This window comes from Vreelandella arctica (assembly GCF_037070215.1).
Taxonomy (GTDB): domain Bacteria; phylum Pseudomonadota; class Gammaproteobacteria; order Pseudomonadales; family Halomonadaceae; genus Vreelandella; species Vreelandella arctica.
Window position 1 is genome coordinate 194,555 of sequence record NZ_JBANSN010000004.1, and the last position, 23,101, is coordinate 217,655.

The following is a 23,101-nucleotide window of genomic DNA, read 5'->3' on the forward strand; positions in this document are numbered from 1 at the left end:
GTTATTAGAAAGTAACGCTATCGGCGAAGCGTTTAGCGACTTCGCCGTCTTTTTTGGTATCGCCGGATCGGCACCCTTATTCACTCGGAATTAACCTTCACCATGTCTACTACCGCCACGCGCAACATTTTGGTGACAAGCGCGCTCCCCTACGCCAACGGAGCCATTCACCTCGGTCACTTACTTGAGTATATCCAGACTGATATCTGGGTACGTTTCCAGAAAAGCCGTGGCCAGCAGTGCTACTACGTATGCGCCGATGACGCCCATGGCACTGCCATCATGCTGCGTGCGGAACAGGAAGGTATTACCCCTGAAGCGCTGATCGAACGGGTTTCCAATGACCACCAAATGGACTTTGCCCGTTTTGGCGTTGGGTTCGACAACTACCATTCGACGCACTCCCCTGAAAATCGTCACTTCAGCGAGATGATCTATAAGCGTCTACGCGATAAAGGCCATATTGCCACGCGTGATATTGAGCAGATGTTTGATCCCCAGAAAGGCTTGTTTTTAGCCGATCGCTTTATTAAAGGCACCTGCCCTAAATGCGGTTCAGAGGACCAGTACGGCGACAACTGTGAAAAGTGCGGTGCTACCTACACCCCCGCTGACTTGATTAATCCCGTCTCAGCAATTTCAGGCGCAACGCCCGAAGTACGCACCTCAACCCACTACTTCTTTAAGCTGCCCGACTTTGCCGACTTCCTACAGCGCTGGATTGACGACGGCCACGTTCAGCCGCAAATCCGTAATAAGCTGATGGAATGGTTTGAGTCCGGTTTTAACGAGTGGGACATTTCCCGCGACGCGCCCTACTTTGGCTTCGAAATCCCCGACGCCCCAGGCAAGTACTTCTATGTCTGGCTGGATGCGCCGATCGGCTATTTAGCCAGCTTTAAAAATCTCTGCGACCGCGAAGGGATCGACTTCGACAGCTACTGGAACAAAGACTCGAAGGCCGAGGTATATCACTTTATCGGCAAAGATATCGTCTATTTTCATGCCCTGTTCTGGCCTGCCATGCTGCATGGCGCTGACCTGCGCACGCCGACGGCCGTTAATTGTCACGGCTTCCTGACGGTGGACGGCGCCAAGATGTCAAAATCTCGCGGGACTTTCATTAAAGCCGCCACCTACGCCGACCATCTGAATCCGGAATACTTGCGCTACTACTTTGCCGCAAAGCTTACCTCCAAAGTGGATGATTTGGATTTAAACCTGGAGGACTTTGCCGCCCGAGTAAATTCAGATTTAGTCGGCAAAGTAGTCAACATTGCAAGTCGCTGCGCCGGTTTTGTTAAAAAAATTGGCGGTGGCACTCTCTCGGCTCACTGCGCAGAACCGCAAATGGTCGCCCGCTTTATTGCCGCCGGTGATGAGATTGCCGACGACTTTGAAGCCCGCGAATTTAGCCGAGCAATGCGTAAAATTATGGAGTTGGCAGACGAAGCCAACACCTATATTGCCGACAAAGAACCCTGGGCACTGGCCAAGCAAGATGGCCGCGACGCTGAAGTGCTTGAGATATGTTCGGTCGGTATTAACCTGTTCCGGCAGTTGATGGTGTATCTAGTCCCCGTCGTTCCCACGATGGCCAAAGAAGCGCGTGAGTTCTTGAATGTCGCGTCTCTTGACTGGCACACTCGCCAAACGGTTCTGACCGATCACTCGATCAACAAATTTAAGCCTCTGATGACTCGCGTCGAGCGGGATAAAATTGATGCCATGATTGAAGCGTCCAAGGAAGATCTTGTGGAAGAGCAAAAGCTGAAAGAGGCGCCAAAAGGCCCGCTGGCGGAAGACCCCATCGCGGATGAAATCGACTTTGCCGCCTTTGCCAAGGTCGACCTACGCATTGCGCGCATTGCGAAAGCCCAATACGTGGAAGGCGCCGACAAGCTGCTGCAATTGACCCTCGACCTAGGTGGCGAAACACGCAATGTATTCTCTGGCATTCGCTCTGCTTACGCACCTGAAGCACTGGAAGGTCGCTTGACAGTTATGGTTGCCAACTTGGCACCGCGTAAAATGCGCTTTGGCGTATCGGAAGGCATGGTGCTAGCCTCAGCAAACGAAGACGGCATCTATTTGCTCTCCCCTGACACCGGTGCTGAACCGGGCCAGCGGGTCACTTAATCACTAAAGTGCCATGCCAAAGGGGCAGAGGCTAAACGCCTTTGCCCCTTTTATTTTTTGCAGCTGTCGTACATCGTCACCGTTTCGCTTAGGCACCCCTATGGTTCATCGCTTCTCTCGATCTTTGCGCTTTCGTTTTCTGGCCGCCTTGGGCGGGGTGTTATTACTAGCCCTTATTTCCTTAGCTGCCTTGAGCAAGTGGGTAATATTTCCCGCACTTCATAAGGAAGAGCGTGCGGTAGTAATCCAGGAGCTAGCGCAAATTGAACGCAGCCTCAATATCAGCCAACAGGAACTACTAGCCCAAGCGCGAGACTGGTCGATCTGGGACGATACCTATGAATTTATTCAGGGTAACTACCCTGGCTATACGGATACCAATTTTAGCCAACAGATGTTTGAAGAAATGCGCTACCAGCTAATGGCCTTTTTCAATGCGAAGGGCGATGTACATTTTTTGGCAGGTCTCAATCCTGCTACCGGCCAATACCACGCTTGCTATACCGCAGAACGTGAGTGCCGCTGGATGTCGGGACTTATTCGCTCGATGCAGGCTTCCATTAAAGAAGATCCAGAACAGGGTAAAAGTAGCCTGTATGCGGGCACAACGCCGCTAATGGTTGCGTCCAACCCCATTGTGAGAACCGATGAGAGCGGTCCGCCCCAAGGATGGCTATTCAAAGTAAGGCCGATGGACGATGAATGGTTGACGATCATAAAAGACTATACGGGGCTACCAACGACGCTTTCGATGGTGAAAGGCGGTATCAATAATGACGCAGCCGTCACCATCTCAGGCAATACGATCCAGGCGCAGCGCTATTTGACTACCTACCCGCATAACGAGCAGTTAGCATTGGGAACCCAGCTTAATCGCACCAGTTATTTGGCCAGTCTAGAAACGTTTCGCTACGTACTTTTATGGACAGCCTGCTTGATGCTATTAGTGATTGGCCTTGTTCTGCTGCTACTGGAGCGTATTATTCTGAAGCCACTCAGAACTCTGACCCAGTTTACGCAGCAAGCCAGCGTGGATTTAAAGGGATCAAGCACTTTATTAGGGCGTGGAGATGAAATCGGCATCCTAGCACGGGCCTTTCAATACCAGTTCAAGCATCAACAGCAGCTCAATGCTGAGCTTATCGAGCTTTCTACTCATGACCCCTTAACCGGTTTACCCAATCGGCGATTATTCGATCAGCGCCTGCAAGAGGTGGTTAATAGCGCCTTGGCGTCAGGCCAACCGTTGTCGGTCATGATGCTCGATATCGATCACTTCAAAATGTTTAATGATCATTATGGGCATCCCGAGGGTGATATATGTTTGCAGCGGGTAGCACAAACCATGCATGACGTCGCCACTGCGCATGGCTTCTTTATCGCGCGTACAGGCGGCGAGGAGTTTAGTGCCATGATGTCCGCAACATCAGCTACCCAGGCATTGGAAAAAAGCCAAGCACTTAGTGACGCTATTGATCAATTGCAGCATCTACACTATATGTCGCCCGTAGCACCGCATGTTACCGTAAGCATCGGTATTAGCCAGTTGGGTATAGCAGGCATTCAGACATTCAGTGGATTAATGACCGCCGCTGACCAAGCGCTTTACGCTGCTAAAGCAGCTGGCAGACACTGCGCCAAGGTTTATACACCTTCGCTCGCCAACGCCACAATTTCTTCGCACAATGCGCCATCATGAGTGAGCTATTTATCATTTTGATCAGCACGGCGCTGGTCAATAACTTCGTGCTGGTTCAATTTTTGGGTCTATGCCCATTTATGGGCGTCTCTAATAAATTGGAGTCGGCCATGGGCATGTCCCTGGCAACCACTTTTGTGTTAACCCTGGCATCGGCTGCTAGCTTCGTGGTTTATCACGGGCTGCTAGTGCCGCTGGATGTGACATACCTGCGCACCATCAGCTTTATTGTGGTGATCGCCGCGGTGGTTCAATTTACAGAAATTATGGTGCGTCAATTAAGCCCACTACTACATCAAGTACTGGGAATATTCTTACCGCTTATTACCACCAACTGCGCGGTATTGGGCGTAGCGCTACTGTCGCTGAACCGCGAACTGAGCTTTTTTCATACCACCCTCTATGGTTTGGGCGCGGCGCTGGGTTTTTCGTTTATTTTGGTACTATTTGCTGCCATGCGTGAGCGTTTGGCAGGAGCGGATATTCCTAAACCATTTCAAGGTGCGGCGATTGCCATGGTGACCGCTAGCCTTATGTCGCTAGCGTTTCTCGGCTTTTCCGGATTAGTACAAGGGTGAAGGTAGCGCATAATGAGTGACACATTCGATGCTATCAGCATGCTTAGCGCCGTTGCGGTATTAACCGGCTTAGGCCTGGGTTTTGGTGCCCTGCTGGGCGTGGTGAGCGAACGCTTCAAGCGGGAAGATAACCCGCTAGTGGAACAAATTGATGCCCTGCTGCCGCAAACTCAGTGCGGCCAGTGCGGCTACCCAGGCTGCCGCCCTTACGCCGAAGCGATTAACCAGGGCGATGCACTGAATAAGTGCCCACCCGGTGGCGAGTCGACGATTCACGCCCTCGCCGATCTACTCGGCCGCGAATCAGAGCCCCTCGATGGCGAAGCCCAAAGTGAGCCCAAAGTAGCGTTTATTCGCGAAGCAGAGTGCATCGGCTGCACAAAATGCATCCAAGCTTGCCCGGTCGATGCGATTATTGGTGCGGCTAAGTTAATGCATACGGTGATTGAAGATGAGTGTACCGGCTGTGATCTGTGCCTTGACCCTTGCCCCGTAGACTGTATCGATATGCTGCCACGCACGGCACCGCTCACCCAATGGCAACCGGTAACAGCGCACTCTTCAAACATGATTGCCAGTGACCGCCAACCCGCACCAGGGGTGTCTTGATGTCGAACACCTTTGATTTCCCCGGTGGAATTCACCCGCCCGAGCGCAAACAGCGATCGAATCAGGCCGAGCTGATTGACGCGCCATTACCTGGCCGAGTGACACTGCCGCTGCAACAGCACAGCGGCCAGCCCGCCACGCCCTGTGTCGCGCCGGGCGATACAGTCAAAGTAGGTAGCGTCATTGCCAAGCGCGAAGGCATGATCTCCAGTAATCTGCACGCCAGCATTAGCGGCACGGTGAGCGAGGTGAGCGCTATCCAAATCATCATTGATAGCGATGGTCAGGATGAGTGGCTCCGGTTACCCAGCCTCGACTGGCAACGCGGCGAACTCAATGCGCTACTTGAGCGCTTGAATGAGAGCGGGGTTGTCGGACTCGGCGGAGCTGGTTTCCCTACCCATATTAAAGCGCGGGTAGTGGAACAGCATGACATTCATACTTTGGTGATCAACGCCGCCGAATGTGAGCCTTATATCACCGCCGACGATATCACGCTACGCCACTACGCTAACGACGTACTCGAAGGCGCCCAGATAAGCGCCAAACTGTGCGGCGCGCAGCATATCGTTATCGGCATTGAAGATAACAAACCCGAGGCAATTGAAGCGCTGCGGCAGGCGATACAGAATAGCCACCCGATTACCGTTGAGCTCAAGGTGATTTCTACCCGCTACCCCAGCGGCGGCGAGCGCCAACTGATCAAAAAACTGCTGGATCTAACGGTACCCAGCGGCGGCTTACCCGCTGACGTAGGCGTGCTGTGCCATAACCCTGGCACACTGCTGGCAATATTACATGCAGTGCGTGATGGTCAGCCGCTGGTGTCCAGGGTTGTCACGCTAACGGGCGAAGCGATCAGTCAGCCCGGCAATCGCTGGGTGCGACTAGGCACCTCCGTGAAAGCACTGCTGGAACAGGCAGGCCTTAATCAGCCCATGCTCAATCAAGTGATTCAGGGCGGCCCCATGATGGGAGCGCCGCTGCTGACACTTGATACGCCAGTTACCAAACTTACCAACTGTTTAATAGCTGCAACTATTGCCGAACTACCACCTGCCCCGGTGGAATCCCCCTGCATACGCTGTGGTGAGTGTGAAAGCGTTTGCCCGGTGTCGCTGCTACCCCAACAGCTCCACTGGTACGCTCGCGCCAACGATGATGCCAAGATGGAGCGTTATCATCTTTTCGACTGCATTGAGTGCGGCGCTTGCAGCTACGTCTGCCCCAGCCATATCCCCCTGGTTGACGATTATCGTGAAGCAAAAAGTCGAATCCGCCTGCAGCGAATCGAGACGGTAAAAGCAGAGCATGCCAAGCACCGCTTTGAGTTTCGTCAAGCGCGGTTGGCGCGGGAAGAGGCGGAGAAACAGGCACGTAAAGAGGCCCGCAAATCGCAACAGCGTCAAACGCCCACTAGTGCAGCAGCCAGTAGTGAAAAGGTCGACTTGCGCGGGCTACGAATTGCCCATGCCGCCGCCAAGGCGTCAGTCAAAAAAGCTGAAAAAACCCTGGCACGCGTTGCCCAGGAAGACCCCAAACAGCCTCTTGATGATCTCGAAATGCAGCTTGCCACCGCCCAGGAAAATTTACGCGCCACCGAGGTCCAGCTTACCCAAGCACGCGAACAACAGCCCAGCAAGGAATCACCATGAGCATGATGCACGCCTCACAGGTGACCAGTGCAAACGCTACTATCGTGCCACCCACGGCAAATTTAATGCGCTGGGTGATCATCGCCACGCTGCCGGGCATCGCCACTATGAGCTATTTCTTTGGCCTTGGGGTACTCAGCAATGTAATGCTAGCGGCAGCGTTTGGCCTTGGGCTAGAAGCCGCCATTCTTAAGTTACGTAATCGCCCCGTTCGTATTACGTTGAATGACTCAAGTGCCCTACTCACCGGCGTTTTACTGGGCGTTTCGCTGCCCCCCGCAAGCCCTTGGTGGCTGATCGGTGTCGGGATGATCGCGGCGATCATCGTCGCTAAACAGTTATACGGTGGCTTGGGCCACAATCCGTTTAACCCCGCCATGGTAGGTTATGCGCTGCTTTTGGTGTCGTTCCCAACCTATATGACGCTTTGGGCTCCCCCCCAAGAACTACTACCGGAGGGCTTGTGGGCACAAATCACAGGAACGCTGCCAGCTGGCCAGCTAGATGGCCTAAGTGGCGCCACACCGCTCGATGCCTTTAAGCACAAAGGCGAGGCCGTGCTTGCCAGCGAATTCTGGGCCACCCACCCACTGCCCGAGAGCACATTGAGTGCTTGGCGCTGGGTCGCCCTTGCTTGGTTAGCAGGTGGCGTATTGTTGCTGGCAAAGCGGATTATCAGTTGGCACATTCCTGCCGCTATGCTGGGTAGCCTAGTGGTGCTGGCCACGCTGTTTTATCTCAGCGACCCCAGCCACTTTGCCTCACCGCTTTTTCACCTACTTACCGGGGCGACGCTGTTTGGGGCATTTTTTATCGCCACCGACCCGGTTTCCGCCGCCACCAGCCGCCGCGGCAAACTACTTTATGGAGCCGGTATCGGCACCTTGGTTATCATTATTCGCACCTTTGGCGGTTACCCGGATGCAGTGGCGTTTGCGGTGTTGCTGATGAATCTGTGCGTGCCGCTGCTAGACCTGTACAGCGTGCCACGCCCGACGGGGCAGCCAAAAAGCTCCCGGGGTGAGCAGCCATGACGCTCTTTCAAGCCATGCAGCGGGGTGCTCTCGCATTGGGCACTTTTGCTCTGGTGACCGCGGGTAGCGTTGCGCTCACGCGCGCATTAACCGCCGAGCGCATAGCGACCCATCAGTTGGCTTACCAGCACCGTCAGCTTCAAGAAGTACTGCCTCAGACGCTTGCCAACACGCCCGTTGCACGCGTGCTAGAAAGCACCTTTACGCTTCCTAACCCAGAAGCACTGGGGTTGAAAAGCGATAGCCAAGGCTGGTGGGTAAGCGGCAGCGACAACGACAACGACAACAGTAATAAACACAGTGCCGTCATTTTTCCGGTGGTCACCCGGCAAGGCTATAACGGCGAAATTCGCCTACTGATCGGGATTGATGAGCAGCAGCGCATTAGCGGTGTGCGCGTCACCCAACACCAGGAAACGCCCGGGCTAGGCGATGATATTGAGCGCAGCCGCAGCGACTGGATCACTCACTTTGATGGCCTGGGGCTAAATAGTTTGCCACCAGAGGGCTGGGCGGTAACTAAAGATGGTGGCCAGTTTGATGCGTTTACCGGCGCAACGATCACCCCCAGAGCCGTGGTTAACGCCGTTCATAAAGCCTTGGAGTACGCCGCTAATACACCATTACCGATAACATTTGAGGAGCCACGCTCGTGAAAAACAAGCAGATGAGCCAATGGCGCCAACTGGCCCGTGATGGGCTGTGGTCAAACAACCCTGCGCTGGTTCAACTGCTGGGGCTTTGCCCGCTGTTAGCCGTTAGCGGCAGCGTGGTGAATGCGCTGGGCTTGGCACTTGCCACGCTTTTGGTAATGGTAGGCGCCAGCACGGCGATCTCGCTGATTCGCCACCAAGTCCCCAGCGCGGTGCGCTTGCCCGCTTTCGTGATGGTGATTGCCGCCTTTGTGACTTGCGCCGAACTGCTGATGGCCGCCTATGCTTACCCGCTCTATCAGGTGCTAGGGATTTTTATTCCACTGATTGTCACCAACTGCGCTATTTTAGGCCGCGCCGATGCCTTTGCCTCCCGCCAACCGGTCATTCCAGCGGCTATCGATGGCTTGATGATGGGGCTGGGGTTTGGCGCCGTGCTGGTACTCCTGGGCGCCCTACGCGAGCTACTCGGTCAGGGCACGCTGTTCAGCGACATGGCGCTGCTGTTTGGACCCCAAGCCGCTAATTGGCAACTGACGATTGCCGACGATTACCAGTTTCTGTTTTTTGTGCTGCCCCCGGGCGCTTTCTTTGTGGCGGGCATGTTGATCGCATTGAAAAATGCCATCGATCAACGCAGTGCAGCACGCGCTCGTCCGGCAGCCATTGAAACCCGAGTTGATCGCCGTGTGCGGGTAACCGGTACGATTAAATAGCGTTTTTAATCACTGCGCATAAGTCACTGTTTTTTTTTAAATACTGTTTTTAACCACTGTCTTTTAAAACATTGTCTTTTAAATAACGAGACCAGCCATGAATGCCCAAAAGCGTCATGAAATTTTTGCTCGCCTTCAGGCAGAGAACCCGCATCCCACTACCGAGCTTAACTGGAGCTCACCTTTTGAGCTGCTTGCTGCCGTACTGCTTTCTGCTCAAGCCACCGATGTGGGCGTCAATAAAGCCACAGCACGGCTCTACCCGGTAGCGAATACTCCCCAAGCGATCATTGATTTGGGCATCGACGAACTTAAAGAGCACATCAAAACCATCGGCTTATACAACACCAAAGCCGAAAACCTGATGAAAACCTGCCATATGCTGGTCAACCTGCATGGCGGCGAAGTGCCCAACACCCGCCAAGCGTTAGAAGCCCTGCCTGGCGTAGGCCGCAAAACTGCCAATGTGATTCTCAATACGGCGTTTGGCCAGCCCACCATGGCCGTGGATACGCATATTTTCAGGGTCTCTAATCGCACTGGCATCGCCAAAGGTAAAGATGTTGTGGAGGTGGAGCAAAAACTGCTGCGCCATGTGCCCAAAGCATTTCTGCAAGATGCTCATCACTGGTTGATTCTGCACGGTCGCTATACTTGCATTGCCCGCAAACCGCGCTGCGGTAGCTGCATTATTGAGGATCTGTGCGACTATAAAGACAAAACCGAAATCGCCTAGACGGAGTCCTCCATGCCTACCCCTGCCACGCTTCTGCATGATCAGCCCATTGAGCAGCGTATTGATGCGCTACTGGATCTGTCACGGCAACACGCCGAGCATTTCTGTAGCCCAGGGGCATGGCTAGCGCGGCAGCGTTATACGGCACAGCACCCGACATCCATCGTCGTCATGAAGTGCATGGATGGGCGCATACATATACCCCACGCCACGCGCACGCCGTTAGGTATCATTACGCCGTTTCGTAACCTGGGCGGCATTTTTGATCTAGGCTGGCCCTACCTGGGGGAACTGCTGACCGAGACGGTAGTCGACGCCGCTCAGGCGGGGCGCAGCACGCTAATGCTGATCACCTACCACTTTTCCCATGGCAACCCAGCCCGCGGCTGCGCCGGGTTTAACTGCGATACCCAAGCCGCGAAAGCCCACGCCTATGCCATTGCCGAACAGGCTGGAAAGCTATTTGGCCACGACCACCAGCAGGTTTACCCGCTGGTGTGCGGCTTTGAAACCGACAGCGATGCGCTGGTGATTCATGGCCAAGACGGCACCACCCTTGATGTCAGCGAGTGGATTGGCCGGGCCCCAGAAGGACTAAGCAGTCAACTGAATGCCCTTTGCCCCGATATGCCCCATGACATGCAGCGCGATTTGTTGCCTCTGCTGGAAGGTAACCTTGCCCACGTTAGCGAATTGCATGGCGTCGAGCGGGAGCTCGATATCGAGCACCGCGAATGGGTGATCTGCATCGGCCGGGGCTTTGATTTTCTGCACCTACCCAATACCGCCCTGATTATTGGCCCTTACGGGCCGGACTTAGCAGTGCCCATTGGCACGGCAGCCACCATCATTGACACCAATATGCGCGCCGGACGCATCCCAGATGATGGCTTTATGCTGCTGGCTTCGACCCCCTACCAGCACAGCGGCGTCGACCGCGCCCGCGCGGAGCTTAAATCCCACTTTCTGTCAGATTTTGCCGAGCAGGTGATTCGCCGTGAGCACCCGATGCTTGCGCAAAAGATGCGTCGCCATACCGCCGTGGTGCACTGGCCGACACGACGATTAGACCGGCTCGACTGAAAGAAGCTGGCGATAGGCCTCGCGCCAAGCGGCCCACTCCCAAGCCGCAGTATCAAGGCTCATAGGACGCGCAGTTGGATTTGTCAGCCAAGCATGGAGTCGCTTATAAAGCCCTTCCTGAGTGCCATCGTAACGGTAGTCAGGTGGATATAAAGCCGGGAAGCAAAGCCGATCCGGCACTAGGGGCAGCGCCCCGCGCTGAGCTGCCTCCATGATCGCCAAGCCTTGAAACTCATGCCAGGTGGTCGATACCACGATGCCTGCGCTGTCCAGCAATTCGCGATACCTCCCCTCGGGCTGGGGCCCCCAAGCCACAATATGCTTGGCTAAGCGCTGCTCGGCTTCGTCAAAAATGGCCGGAGCTTGGCGGAAGCGCTGCCCTAGCACGGCCAGCTCAAATGCCACTCCGGCATCGCTTAACGCGAACAGCACGGCAAAGAAGTCATCAGGATTTTTGTCATACTCCCAGCGGTGATTCCAAACAATACGCTGTGGCACTGTTTTTTGCACAGCCGTTTGCTGGTGAGAAATTGAGCTATCAGAAATGGGCACGGGTAAAACCTGAGACCGCTCGCGCAGCGCTTCCAATGGCTTCGCTGCAGGTAGGTTTTCAGGCATTTTTTTCAGAAAGGCTCGCGCGCCATCGATAAAAGAGTCGCGGTTGTAAGCGCTGTTAAACACCACACAATCCGCCGCTAGCGCCGTGTAGAGGTTGACCATTTTGGCCTCTACCTGGGGTATCTGATCGCTAGACTCAGGATAGGCAAACTGGTTTTCGTGAAAATAGACGATCTTTTTGGCTCGGCCAAGGTGTGGAAACAGCCCTATTAGCGTCGCCAGATCCACCATTGACGTGGCAAGCACCACCTCATACGACTGGCTAAGGGTATCCTGCTCTTTCAACATCCAGCTCAGTGGGTTGCCGCGAATTCGCCAGGCAAAATGACGCGGTGGCAGGCTCAACATCGCCCACGATACTTCATCAAGCTGCGCCATTAAACTTTGCGCCCAATAGCGATGACTCACCGCTTCGTAGGCGGATAACAGTAGTACGCGCATTCACAGCCTTAGCAAGCAGATCAGTAGTAAGCCATCGCTTGTTATGCCATGGCATAGAGACACCAGTGTACCAAACCAATCGCATTTGCTCGCTGCTAGCGGATTGCTAGTACATTCGGCCAAGGTCGTCTTGGCTGACTGTCTCGATCTATCTAGACTGCAAGTATGCGTCGTTAAAACAAATAAAAGCTGGAGAACACCATGGCCAAAGTGCTCGTCGTCGATGACGAACCCAACATTGTGCTATCGCTTGAGTTCTTGATGGAGCAAGCAGGATTTGAGGTAGTGACTGCCGAAGATGGTGAACAGGCGTTAGCACGTGTCCAGGATAGCCAGCCCGATTTACTCCTGCTTGATATCAGCCTGCCAGGGATTAGCGGTTTTGACGTTTTAGAGCGCCTGCGTAACGAAGAAAGCACCGCCCAACTACCGATTATTATGCTCACTGCCCACGGCCGCGATGTCGAGCGTGAAAAAGGCATGGCGCTGGGCGCTGATGACTATATTACCAAGCCTTTTTCCACCCAATCCTTGGTGGAAAAAGTCAAAGCGCTACTCATTAAGGAGCAGCCATGACCCGTGGTGGGCTGCCCAAACGCCAGCGCCTGATTGGCTTATGGCTCTCGCTAAGCGGCATCAGCCTATTGGGTGGCGCTATTTTTGCCGCCTGGCTGGATGCTCAGCTCGCACCCACGGGCGTAACACGAATAGCGCTATGGCTAGGCAGCTTTTCCGGCGGCGCGACCCTATTTATGGTGGGCTTAGTGCTTGAACGCATGCTGTTTACACCGCTACGCCATTTACAGGTGCAGCTGGCACGCTTGGTTGCCAATCCTGACGCCCGTGACGAACACCCGCCCGAGGGTTGGCTAAAAGGGCTGGGGCCAGATTTACGCCGTGTGCGCGAAAGCTGGCGCGAAGATCGCAGCCGCCTCGCTACCGCCCACGCCGATGGCGCCCGCAGCGCGGCACGCATCCGCCAGGAACTGGAAACACTGCTGCAGGTACTCGAAACACCCCTACTTTTATGTGACCACCACCGGCGTGTAATGCTGTTTAACCAGGCGGCTGAAGACTTTTTTGTCGGCAATACCGGGCTAGGCTTAGGTAAACGTCTTGAAGCGCTGCTTCCAGTTGCTAGCTTACAGCAAGCACTTAGCCAACTGCCTAACGATGGCTCCCCACGAGAACTGCTTGCCCCCTGTGATAACCGGTGGCTAAAAGTTATTCTGCGTCGCGTGCCGGGTAGCGATGGCGAAACATTGCTGACGTTTGGTGATGCAACGGCATCGTGGTCGAGTGAAATGGGCGTAAGAGCCGAATTGGCCAATATGTTGACGCCTCTCCGTCAGCATACCGCCAGCCTAACCAGCGCTGCCGATGCGCTGATCCAACTGCGCCATCAAAACGACGATAGCACGTCATTGTTACGCCAACGGTTTGAGCGGGTTATTCATGAGGAAGGCATCACGTTAGGCGACAACGTGGCTAAAATCGGCCAACTGCTCGACGATATGCAGCATCAGGGCGAGCGTTTAACGCCGATGTGGTCTAACGATTTCTGGCAAGCACTGGATGAACGCCTAGACCCAGAGCATCGTTTGATTACCCCGGTGGGCATGCCCGCTTGGTTTAAAGGCGATGCCCCCGCCCTGATTGCGCTGTTCGACTCATTAGTAAAGCATCTGAATACCCACCTTCCTGAGAGCGGCTTTGAAGGTGAAATATGTCTAGGCAATAAGCGTGTCTATTTAGACCTAATTTGGCGTGGCAAAGCGATCCCCGAACATGAACTGGCTGAATGGCGCCAGCAGCCGCTCAACTCACTGCCCCTAACACCCAGCGTGGCCGATGTATTGCGCCAACACGCCAGCGACCTCTGGAGCTTGGTCGACGATGATGGTGTGCATGCCCGCCTGCGCCTTCCGCTCCCTGCCGTTGAACGCGTCGGTGCCCCGCGGGAAACCGCACCACCACGCCCCGAGTTTCATGATTTTGGGATTGCCGACCTGCCCCCGCCGGATGAAGCGCTTGCGAGTCGTTCCCTGCGCAGCTTGGAAGTCGTGGCGTTTGATACCGAAACCACCGGGCTTGAGCTGCGTCGAGGTGACACGGTGATCAGTCTTGGTGCCTGCCGCGTGGTCAACGCGCGGCTATTGGCAAGCGAGGCTTTCGATCAAAAAGTCGACCCACAGCGACCTATTCCTGCCGCCAGCACGGCCATTCATGGTCTTACCGATGCCGATGTCATAGGTGCACCACCGCTGGATATCGTACTTACCCGCTTTCGTGACTTTGTAGGAGAAGCGGTATTACTGGCACATAACGCCGCGTTTGATCTGCTCGCCATCAGCCACAAAGGCGTCGTTTTTGATATTCCCGTCATCGACACCCTGCTGATTTCTCGGGCACTGGACGAAGCCTTGGACGGGCATGACCTGGATAGTCTTGCCCAGCGCTACGACCTGGCATTCCCCCCCGGCACCCGCCACACTGCCTTAGGCGATGCTCGGGTGACCGCAGAACTCTGGCTAGCCCTGCTGCCACGCTTAGAGGCCCGCGGCGTCGATACCCTGGAACAGCTTTTAACGCTACAAGCCAATGCTTTTGACCGACAGGATGCGAGTGCCTTATGAAAGGCTTAGTCTTATGAAAAATTTCGCCTCATGAAAAAGACAGGCACTAAATCGCGACAAACCGAACGCTTAATGGCCCTGGTAGCGGTCGCCTTACTGCTGTTCTGCCCACCACTGATTATCGTGGTAGACCGTCTACCCTCCTTTAACGTCGGCTGGTTACCGCTCTATCTGTTTTGCGCTTGGGCAGTCGTCATCGGTTTGACGGCTTGGCTAATGGAACACCGTGCGGATCGCTGATGATGCGTACTGACGCCGTCATCCTAGGCACTGCCTTTGGCTATTTAGCACTGCTGTTTGTGGTCGCGGCCTGGGGCGACCGGCGGGCCGAGCAGGGGCGATCGCTGATCGGCTCGCCCACGGTATACGCCCTCTCCATTGCCGTTTACTGCACTGCCTGGACCTTCTACGGCAGCGTAGGCCGCGCTGCGGAGTATGGCCCCAGCTTTTTGCTCATCTATCTTGGCCCCACACTCGCCATGCTGCTGGCACCCTTCGTGGTCCGCAAGATGGTGCGCATTGCCGCCCGCCAGCGCATTACTTCCATTGCCGATTTTATCAGTGCCCGCTACGGCAAAAGTACCAGCTTAGGCGCCCTGGTGGCCTTAATGGCGCTGATCAGTATCACGCCTTATATTGCCCTGCAGTTAAAGGCCATTACCGTTAGCCATGCAGTGCTCATTAACTACCCACAAGCGGCCGACACCACGCTGGTGGATGAACACTTCTGGATGGATAAGTCGCTCTGGGTGGCTCTGGTACTGGCGGTGTTTATTATTCTATTTGGCACTCGCCACCTGGATGCCAGCGAACGCCACGAGGGTATGGTGGCCGCCATCGCGCTGGAATCCCTGGTGAAGCTGGTCGCCTTCATGGCCGTCGGTGTTTTCGTGGTCTTTGTGATGTTTGAAGGCCCCGCGGCGCTGTTTGCTCAGGTAGCAGCCACGCCAGCGCTGGTCGATAGCATGCGGTTGGACAGCGTTCCTGGTGGCGTCACTGGTTGGGTGGGCATGCTGGTGCTCGCCTTCCTGGCCTTTTTAACGCTTCCCCGCCAGTTTCAGGTATTGGTGGTAGAGAATGTCGACGAGCAGCATTTAGCCAGAGCAAGCTGGCTATTTCCCCTTTACATGCTGTTGATCAACCTGTTCGTAATCCCTATCGCCCTGGCGGGCCTGCTGCTAGGTGCGAGCGCAGGCGACCCCGATAGTTTTGTTCTGACGCTACCGCTTTCGGCAGGCTTAGAAGGGCTGCCGCTACTGGTCTTTATTGGGGGGCTTTCAGCGGCAACTGGCATGGTGATCGTCGAGACAATCGCCCTCTCCACAATGGTCAGTAACCAGCTGGTGATGCCACTGCTGCTGCGCTCACGGCGTTTGCACCTCAGCACCAAAGGCGAACTTGCCGGCTGGCTACTGGGAATTCGTCGGGTCGCTATCGTGCTGATTCTGCTGCTGGGTTATCTTTACCATGCGCTGATTGGCGATTCCTACAGTCTGGTCACAATCGGGCTGGTCTCTTTTGCAGGTGCAGCACAGTTCGCACCGGCGCTATTGATAGGCCTTTACTGGCGTGGTGCGACTCGCCAAGGCGCCACGGCAGGCTTAATCGCTGGCTTTTTGGTGTGGTGCTATACACTACTGCTGCCGGGGTTTGCCCAGTCGGGCTGGTTGGACGCCACGCTACTTACCGAAGGGCCATGGGGAATCGGCTGGTTGAAACCCTATGCGTTGTTTGGACTCGAAAATTGGGATATTTACACCCACTCGTTGCTGTGGAGCATGCTGGTCAACGTCGGGTTGCTGGTCGGTGTTTCGCTGTTTACCCGCCCAACGCCCCTGGAGCAAACCCAGGCGGCGCTGTTCACCGAAGCGATGAACCCCAATCTACAAACAACATCACTATCGACGTCACTATGGCGCGGGCAAACCACCCAGGGGGCACTCAAAGAGCTGTTGGTTCGCTATCTCGGTGCCCACACTACCCGACGGGTGTTCAGCCATAGCAGTATCAAAAACGCATTTGTGGCAGACGAGCCCGCTGCCGCTGAGTTGATTACACGTGCAGAGCAGGCATTGGCGGGGGCCCTTGGCAGCTCTTCAGCGCGGGTGTTGATCAACTCAGTGGTTCGCGGCGAGGCGCTGGATATTGAGTCGATCCTTAGTATTCTGGATACCACCTCGCAAACCCTTGAGTACAACCGCCGCTTAGAGCAGAAATCCCAAGAGCTCGTCCAAATCGGCGAAGAGTTACGCAGCGCTAATGAACGGTTGCGGGAGCTGGATCGTTTAAAAGATGAGTTTGTCGCCATGGTCAGCCACGAACTCCGTACGCCACTAACCTCCATCCGCGCTTTTGCTGAAATTTTGCGCGATAGCGGCCAGCTACCCGATGAAAAGCGCCAGCATTTTCTGGGTGTCATCGTTCTCGAAAGCCAACGGCTCTCACGCTTAATCGAAGAAATACTGGACCTTGCCCGTCTGGAAAGTGGCCGTTTAACGCTTAACCCGGTGCCGCTGGATCTTGCCGCGCTTACCCGACACAGCATTGACGCCATCGCGCACCTGCATCAAGAGCGGGGCATCCAACTAGAGGTTGATTTAGAAGCAGACCCAGCAATGGTGGTTGGTGACCATGATCGTTTAGAACAGGTGATTATTAACCTGCTTGATAACGCAAGTAAGTTTGCCGATCGCCACCAGCCTAAAGTGCGCCTGTCGCTCTACCGCCATCGCCACCATTTCCGTTTAAGCGTGGAGGATAACGGCGCCGGGATTAGCGCGGATGAGCGTGAACGGGTATTTGAAAAATTTCATCAGATACAGCAAGACGATGATATACCAAGAGGACGGCCCAGAGGGAGCGGCTTGGGACTACCCATTAGCCGTGGAATTATCGCTCATCTGGGTGGACGACTCTGGGTTGAGGATGCCAAAACGCTTGGCGGTGCCTGTTTAACACTGGAGCTACCCGCGGCGCCGGATGACACCCACGCTTGATCCTATTCAGCTAAGAACTTTCCGCCAAGAACTTTCCGCTAACCACTTTTGGCGCGCTGAACAAACGCTCTAATCTGCTGCAGATCAAACTTTAATAGCAGGCGCTCGTCTTCACGCAGGCGGCGAAGATCCACCCAGGCGTCTGCGGCTTGGCCACGGGCTCTGTTGTAACGCTGCTGATCTAATAAGAGTTGCTGTAGACGCTCAAAAGCGGCTATAAGCAACGCCGATTCAGCCGACGTTAGCGCATCCACCTTATGACCATCTTCCGTATGACCATCTCTCATATGACTGAGCGCGATCAACCGTTCGCGGGTGGCTATGTGGCGCAGCCCGTAACGCAGGCAGAACAAACGCGCAGCGCTAATCAAAGGCAATAGGCCCTGAAGTTTCAGATTAATGGCTTGCTCGTGAGGAGCCTCAAGGTGTGGGCTCGAGGCAAGTTGCCCAAAGCGGTTCAAAGCTACCGGCAACTCATTCAGTAGCGCCGCCATTTCATCCATATAAAGCGATGCGTTAGGGAGTATCGCGGCGATGCTATCCCCCAGTTGCGCGGCAAGTGCTTGATTGCCAGCGATGGGAGAAAAATCGAGCAAAATATTAGTCTGCTGAACACGCTTCACCCGTCGATCGGCGCTCCAGATTTCCAGCTGTGCTTGCCATTCACTTATCCGCTTGCGCCACATTGGCCAGCGAGCCATCACATGGCCTCGGCAAAGGGGAATGCCGGCTTCATCCAGACGTTGAGTAAACCGCTCGCCCAGGGCTTGGAAGTAGCCGTCAATCTCAACATGCCTATGGTCAGGGTAATCATCGATAATCAGCGCATTGTCCTGATCAGGGCCGAGCAGGCTCTCGTAGCGAGCCGCCGAACCTAACATCAACACACAGTAATCGACCGGTGGTGTGCCCCACCCTTGCGCTTGCATCTCTTCAAGCGACTGGGCAATAGCGCGCCGGTATAGCCAAGCATTGTGATCACTAATGATCTGGCTGATACGCCAAGCGGGTAAATCGTAATGTGCCAGCGTTTCAACCAAGGAGGGTTGCCACGCATAAGCGTCGGCAATGGAAGACTGAGGTGAAGAGGTTTTTGAGAAAAGATGCTGGAGCGGCGCGTCGAGCGCCATGGTGTTTAAATGTCCATGCTCGTTGAATAAGGAGCGCCAGGGCGAGGCTTGGTGTACTACTCGCATACGCCTCTCCTTTACGAACGTTTGTGTCGGCGTTACTTTTATCTCGGTTTTACTTCTTTCTCGGTTTTACTATGCGCTGTCGCCAGCACGACGTGGGTCAGGCTCGAACATTGCCTCCCCTACTTCATCAATATAGCGCTGCGCTTTAGTGACCATCATAGCATCACACGCTTCGCGTCCAGGCAGCATATCGGAACGCTCAAAACGGTGTTCAAGGGTTTCACCGCTGGCATCGGCCTTACGAATCCAACCACTTACACGGTATTGGCCGCTTTGATCGTCCGGCTGAGATACGATCTCATAACCATTGTACTCCACGGCATCAGCCGCTTTGGTGGTAGCGCCTGGCGCAGACTGACGATCACTACCAAAGAGGCCAGATAATAATTTTTTTAACATAGTGGCTCCTTAACATGCCGGGCGGCAGCTATTAGCTGCCGCCCTGACAAGATATACGCTTTTATAATTAACTAGGTTTTACTAGCTTTGCTTACGGCCTTTGCCAGCGGCAATACGCAGGCGAAGAGCATTCAGCTTAATAAAGCCTTCGGCATCTTTCTGGTTGTAAGCGCCCGCATCATCTTCAAATGTCGCAATTGACTCATCAAATAGCGATTCATCAGACTTGCGGCCAACCACGGTAGCATTGCCTTTATAGAGCTTCATACGTACGACACCCGATACATTCTTTTGGGTCTCGTCAATGGCCGCTTGCAGCATGCGACGCTCTGGGCTCCACCAGTAACCGTTGTAGATCACTTCCGCGTATTTCGGCATCAGCTGATCTTTCAGGTGGGCTTCTTCGCGGTCTAGGGTTAGCGACTCAATCGCGCGGTGAGCGCGCAGCATAATAGTGCCGCCAGGTGTTTCATAGCAGCCACGTGATTTCATGCCCACGTAGCGGTTTTCAACGATATCCAAGCGGCCGATACCGTTGTCGCCTCCTAGTTTATTGAGCTTTTCAAGCACTTCGTGGGCTTTTAACGGCTCGCCGTCGATGGCCACGATGTCACCCTTTTCATACGTCAGTTCAACGTAGGTAGGGGTATCGGGTGCGGCTTCAGGAGACACGCTCCAACGCCACATGTCGTCTTCGGCTTCGGCCCAAGGATCTTCCAAAATACCGCCCTCATAAGAGATATGCAGTAAGTTGGCATCCATTGAGTACGGCGATTTTTTCTTTTTATTGGCAAAATCGACCGGAATGTTGTGCTCTTCGCAATAGGCCATCAGCTTTTCGCGAGAGGTTAAGTCCCACTCACGCCACGGGGCAATGACTTTCACGCCGGGCTTAAGGGCATAGCCGCCGAGCTCAAAGCGAACCTGGTCGTTACCTTTACCCGTAGCACCGTGAGAAATAGCGTCGGCGCCGGTTTCATTGGCAATTTCGATCAAGCGCTTGGCGATCAGGGGCCGAGCGATAGAGGTACCCAGCAGGTACTCACCTTCATAAATCGTGTTAGCGCGGAACATGGGATAAACGTAGTCACGCACAAACTCTTCGCGCAGGTCTTCGATGTAAATTTCTTTTACACCAAGGGCTTGCGCCTTGGTACGAGCTGGTTCGACCTCTTCGCCCTGACCGATGTCGGCAGTAAAGGTCACTACCTCGCAGTTGTAAGTTTCTTGCAACCACTTAACGATGACGGATGTGTCCAGGCCGCCTGAATATGCCAGCACAACCTTTTTGACATCGGACATTCTTTGCTCCTCATTGACCATAAGAAATTGATAAAAACAAAACCACGCTAGCCATTAACACTTGGCTGATGCGAGAGCTCTTTGCGACCGACCGTTGAGATAGATCTTTGAGACAGACGTTGAGTATAGCGTTCTCAATGCTCAGCGAATACCGTCAACGACGCCTGGGGGCTAAAGCTGCTAGAATCACTCCATTCAAAGCGGCGGCTTGCCGCTAATGTCGAATGATTACTCGCTTGAAGACTATTACTCGCTTGAACATAAGGAGAGCTGCATGAGCGAGGCAATTGCCCGCGAATTAATGGCCCAACGTTTTCGCAGTTACCTGCCGGTGGTCGTTGATTTAGAAACCGGGGGATTTAATGCCCAAGGTGATGCCGTACTTGAGATTGCTGCCGTTACGCTAACCATGGATCCGGAAGGCAACCTGCTGCCTGATGCCACCTATGCTTACCACATTCACCCCTTTGAAGGGGCGAATGTTGAGCAGTCGGCACTCGATTTTACCGGCATTAACCTGGATGACCCGTTGCGCAGCCAAGTCGCGCTTAGCGAAGCTGAAGCACTCAATGAAATTTTTCGTCCTATACGGAAGTCAATCAAAGCTCACGATTGCACTCGCGCGATTTTAGTCGGTCATAATGCGGCGTTCGATCAGGGATTCTTGAACGCGGCGGTGAATCGCTGCGGCATTAAGCGCAATCCATTTCACCCGTTTTCTAGCTTTGATACCGCCACTCTGGCTGGCTTGATATATGGGCAAACCGTGCTTGCCCGCGCCTGCCGTGCTGCTGGCATTGAGTTTGATAATAAAGCTGCCCACTCCGCCCGTTACGATACTGAGCGAACTGCTGAGCTATTTTGCTCCATGGTGAATCGCTATAAAGATTTGGGCGGCTGGCAGCTTGCCCAGCGAGAGCAAGAGATGGATAGCACAGATTAGAACTTGGCATCCGCCGCCTAGCCGTTGATGCATTACTCATGCATAGAGGCAGCAATGCAGAGAGCCGCTAATGCAGAAAATCAGGCTTTACGCTAAACTTTGCCGCATTACTGCAATGTGATTTACCACCGACAATGCCGGTTAGCGCGTGTTTGGCGGTGATAAAACGATATCGATTAATTTTTCCCCATTTTCAGGAGATGAGACGTTTCCATGGCCCAGCATAATGCCTTTTACGCCCAATCCGGTGGCGTCACCGCCGTGATCAACGCCAGTGCCTGTGGCGTTATCGAAGCCTGTCGTCAAGCACCCGATCAGATTGGCAAGGTGTATGCCGGTCATAACGGCATTATCGGGGCTTTAACAGAAGACCTAATCGACGTTACCCAAGAGAGTGACGAAGCGATTGCAGCCCTGCGCCACACGCCAGGTGGTGCTTTCGGCTCTTGCCGCTATAAGCTAAAAGATATTGATACTCACCGCGCCCAGTACGAGCGCTTGATCGAAGTCTTTAAAGCTCACGATATTCGCTACTTCTTCTATAACGGTGGCGGTGATAGTGCCGATACCTGCTTAAAGGTCTCTCAGCTTTCCGAGAAGCTGGGCTATCCGCTTACCGCGATTCACGTGCCTAAAACCGTGGATAACGACCTGCCGATTACCGATAACAGCCCAGGCTTTGGCAGTGTCGCTAAGTACATTGCGACCTCTACGCTGGAAGCGTCGCTGGATATTGCTTCCATGTGCGCCACCTCCACCAAGGTATTTGTACTTGAAGTCATGGGCCGCCACGCGGGCTGGATCGCCGCAGCCGGTGGTTTAGCGGGCGAAGCCGAAGGCGAGCCGCCGCACATGATTATCTTCCCGGAAATCCCGTTTAACCGTAAAGCGGCCATGGCGCGGGTTGAAGAAAGCGTTAAACAATATGGCTACTGCGTGATCGTGGTTTCTGAAGGCGCCCGCTACGAAGATGGCACTTTCCTGGCTGACGCAGGCAATACCGATGCCTTTGGCCATCGCCAGTTGGGCGGCGTAGCGCCAACACTTGCCGGTATGATCAAGCAGGATTTGGGCTACAAGTATCACTGGGCAGTGGCCGATTATCTACAGCGCGCAGCGCGCCACCTAGCGTCTAAAACCGACGTTGAACAGGCCTATGCGGTGGGTCGCGAAGCGGTGACGCTGGCGCTAGCAGGCAAAAATGCCATGATGCCCGCTATTCGTCGTATTTCTCAGTCACCTTACCAGTGGGATGTCATCTCTGCCCCGCTGTCACAGGTGGCCAATAAAGAGAAATTTATGCCCCGCGACTTTATCAGCGACAACGGCTTTGCGATTACCCAGACGTGCCGGGATTACCTCTCACCATTGATCCAGGGCGAGGATTTCCCCCCGTTTGAGAATGGCTTGCCGAAAGTGGCCAAGCTGAAACTGGCAAAAGCAGAACGTAAACTGCCTACTTTTACGCTATAAATATTTGCTGTAGCAATGTCATTGCGAACGCAGTGAAGCAATCTCGGGGTTAGGTACCGCCGCGGCGCGTTGAGATTGCCGCGTCGCTTCACTCCTCGCAATGACCTCTCCTTATGTCATTGCGAACGCAGTGAAGCAATCTCGGGGTTAGCTGCTGCCGCGGCGTTGAGATTGCCGCGTCGTTTCACTCCTCGC

At 54.4% G+C, this 23,101-nt stretch carries 20 protein-coding genes; 16 read left to right on the forward strand and 4 right to left on the reverse strand.

The window, feature by feature from the left end; genetic code table 11:
• Positions 1–102: 102 nt before the first annotated feature.
• From metG to V8L70_RS05440, 10 genes are all read left to right on the forward strand, one after another.
• Entirely contained in the window at positions 103–2,139 is a 2,037-nt protein-coding gene (gene metG, locus V8L70_RS05395; protein WP_336269037.1) for a methionine--tRNA ligase, read from the forward strand.
• Between the two features lie 100 nt (positions 2,140–2,239).
• Entirely contained in the window at positions 2,240–3,838 is a 1,599-nt protein-coding gene (locus tag V8L70_RS05400) for a sensor domain-containing diguanylate cyclase (RefSeq protein ID WP_336269038.1), read from the forward strand.
• Positions 3,835–4,416 (forward strand): electron transport complex subunit RsxA, encoded by a 582-nt coding sequence (gene rsxA / locus V8L70_RS05405; RefSeq protein ID WP_101147187.1) that lies wholly within the window; start codon positions 3,835–3,837, stop codon positions 4,414–4,416. The genes V8L70_RS05400 and rsxA overlap by 4 nt, the downstream gene beginning before the upstream one ends.
• A 12-nt stretch (positions 4,417–4,428) precedes the next feature.
• Complete coding sequence (gene rsxB, locus V8L70_RS05410; protein WP_101147186.1) at positions 4,429–5,025, forward strand: electron transport complex subunit RsxB; 597 nt, start codon at positions 4,429–4,431, stop codon at positions 5,023–5,025.
• Complete coding sequence (rsxC, locus tag V8L70_RS05415) at positions 5,025–6,680, forward strand: electron transport complex subunit RsxC (RefSeq protein WP_101147185.1); 1,656 nt, start codon at positions 5,025–5,027, stop codon at positions 6,678–6,680. The genes rsxB and rsxC overlap by 1 nt, the downstream gene beginning before the upstream one ends.
• Positions 6,677–7,714, forward strand: a complete 1,038-nt coding sequence (locus V8L70_RS05420) for an RnfABCDGE type electron transport complex subunit D (protein WP_101147184.1) — start codon at positions 6,677–6,679, stop codon at positions 7,712–7,714. Before rsxC ends, V8L70_RS05420 begins: the two co-directional genes overlap by 4 nt.
• On the forward strand, positions 7,711–8,370 hold the full coding sequence (gene rsxG, locus V8L70_RS05425; RefSeq protein WP_101147183.1) for an electron transport complex subunit RsxG: 660 nt from the start codon (positions 7,711–7,713) through the stop codon (positions 8,368–8,370). The genes V8L70_RS05420 and rsxG overlap by 4 nt, the downstream gene beginning before the upstream one ends.
• 11 nt (positions 8,371–8,381) lie before the next feature.
• Positions 8,382–9,083, forward strand: coding sequence for an electron transport complex subunit E (locus tag V8L70_RS05430; protein ID WP_101147281.1), 702 nt, complete (start codon positions 8,382–8,384; stop codon positions 9,081–9,083).
• A gap of 97 nt (positions 9,084–9,180) precedes the next feature.
• Positions 9,181–9,819 carry an endonuclease III gene (gene nth / locus V8L70_RS05435; protein ID WP_101147182.1) on the forward strand — a complete coding sequence of 213 codons (639 nt, stop codon included), beginning with the start codon at positions 9,181–9,183 and terminating at the stop codon, positions 9,817–9,819.
• A 12-nt stretch (positions 9,820–9,831) separates the two neighbouring features.
• Positions 9,832–10,902, forward strand: coding sequence for a carboxysome shell carbonic anhydrase domain-containg protein (locus V8L70_RS05440; RefSeq protein WP_101147181.1), 1,071 nt, complete (start codon positions 9,832–9,834; stop codon positions 10,900–10,902).
• Here the strand turns inward: V8L70_RS05440 and V8L70_RS05445 are convergent.
• Entirely contained in the window at positions 10,885–11,961 is a 1,077-nt protein-coding gene (locus tag V8L70_RS05445; protein WP_101147180.1) for a tRNA-queuosine alpha-mannosyltransferase domain-containing protein, read from the reverse strand. The genes V8L70_RS05440 and V8L70_RS05445 overlap by 18 nt on opposite strands.
• A 201-nt stretch (positions 11,962–12,162) precedes the next feature.
• On the opposite strand from V8L70_RS05445, the gene V8L70_RS05450 reads away from it, so the two are divergent.
• From V8L70_RS05450 to V8L70_RS05465, 4 genes are read left to right on the forward strand one after another with little or no spacing between them, the layout of a single operon-like run.
• A complete protein-coding gene (locus V8L70_RS05450) occupies positions 12,163–12,537 on the forward strand; it encodes a response regulator transcription factor (protein WP_101147179.1) in 375 nt (124 codons plus the stop codon).
• The gene (locus tag V8L70_RS05455; protein ID WP_101147178.1) at positions 12,534–14,597 is read left to right on the forward strand and encodes a 3'-5' exonuclease; all 2,064 of its coding nucleotides are present in this window, start codon (positions 12,534–12,536) and stop codon (positions 14,595–14,597) included. Before V8L70_RS05450 ends, V8L70_RS05455 begins: the two co-directional genes overlap by 4 nt.
• A 30-nt stretch (positions 14,598–14,627) precedes the next feature.
• Positions 14,628–14,837 carry a hypothetical protein gene (locus tag V8L70_RS05460; protein ID WP_008957305.1) on the forward strand — a complete coding sequence of 70 codons (210 nt, stop codon included), beginning with the start codon at positions 14,628–14,630 and terminating at the stop codon, positions 14,835–14,837.
• Positions 14,838–14,839: 2 nt separating this feature from the next.
• Entirely contained in the window at positions 14,840–17,593 is a 2,754-nt protein-coding gene (locus tag V8L70_RS05465; protein WP_101147280.1) for a sensor histidine kinase, read from the forward strand.
• Positions 17,594–17,631: 38 nt separating this feature from the next.
• On the opposite strand, the gene V8L70_RS05470 is transcribed toward V8L70_RS05465, so the two are convergent.
• The 3 genes from V8L70_RS05470 to V8L70_RS05480 all read right to left on the reverse strand — a co-directional run bounded on the left by V8L70_RS05470 (position 17,632) and on the right by V8L70_RS05480 (position 20,490).
• The gene (locus tag V8L70_RS05470; protein ID WP_101147177.1) at positions 17,632–18,789 is read right to left on the reverse strand and encodes a DUF294 nucleotidyltransferase-like domain-containing protein; all 1,158 of its coding nucleotides are present in this window, start codon (positions 18,787–18,789) and stop codon (positions 17,632–17,634) included.
• Between the two features lie 69 nt (positions 18,790–18,858).
• A complete protein-coding gene (locus V8L70_RS05475) occupies positions 18,859–19,188 on the reverse strand; it encodes an HlyU family transcriptional regulator (RefSeq protein ID WP_101147176.1) in 330 nt (109 codons plus the stop codon).
• Between the two features lie 81 nt (positions 19,189–19,269).
• Entirely contained in the window at positions 19,270–20,490 is a 1,221-nt protein-coding gene (locus V8L70_RS05480) for an argininosuccinate synthase (RefSeq protein ID WP_101147175.1), read from the reverse strand.
• Between the two features lie 274 nt (positions 20,491–20,764).
• On the opposite strand from V8L70_RS05480, the gene rnt reads away from it, so the two are divergent.
• Both rnt and V8L70_RS05490 read left to right on the forward strand, forming a co-directional pair.
• The gene (gene rnt / locus V8L70_RS05485; protein ID WP_008957300.1) at positions 20,765–21,433 is read left to right on the forward strand and encodes a ribonuclease T; all 669 of its coding nucleotides are present in this window, start codon (positions 20,765–20,767) and stop codon (positions 21,431–21,433) included.
• A 213-nt stretch (positions 21,434–21,646) separates the two neighbouring features.
• A complete protein-coding gene (locus tag V8L70_RS05490) occupies positions 21,647–22,906 on the forward strand; it encodes a 6-phosphofructokinase (RefSeq protein ID WP_008957299.1) in 1,260 nt (419 codons plus the stop codon).
• Positions 22,907–23,101: the final 195 nt, after the last annotated feature.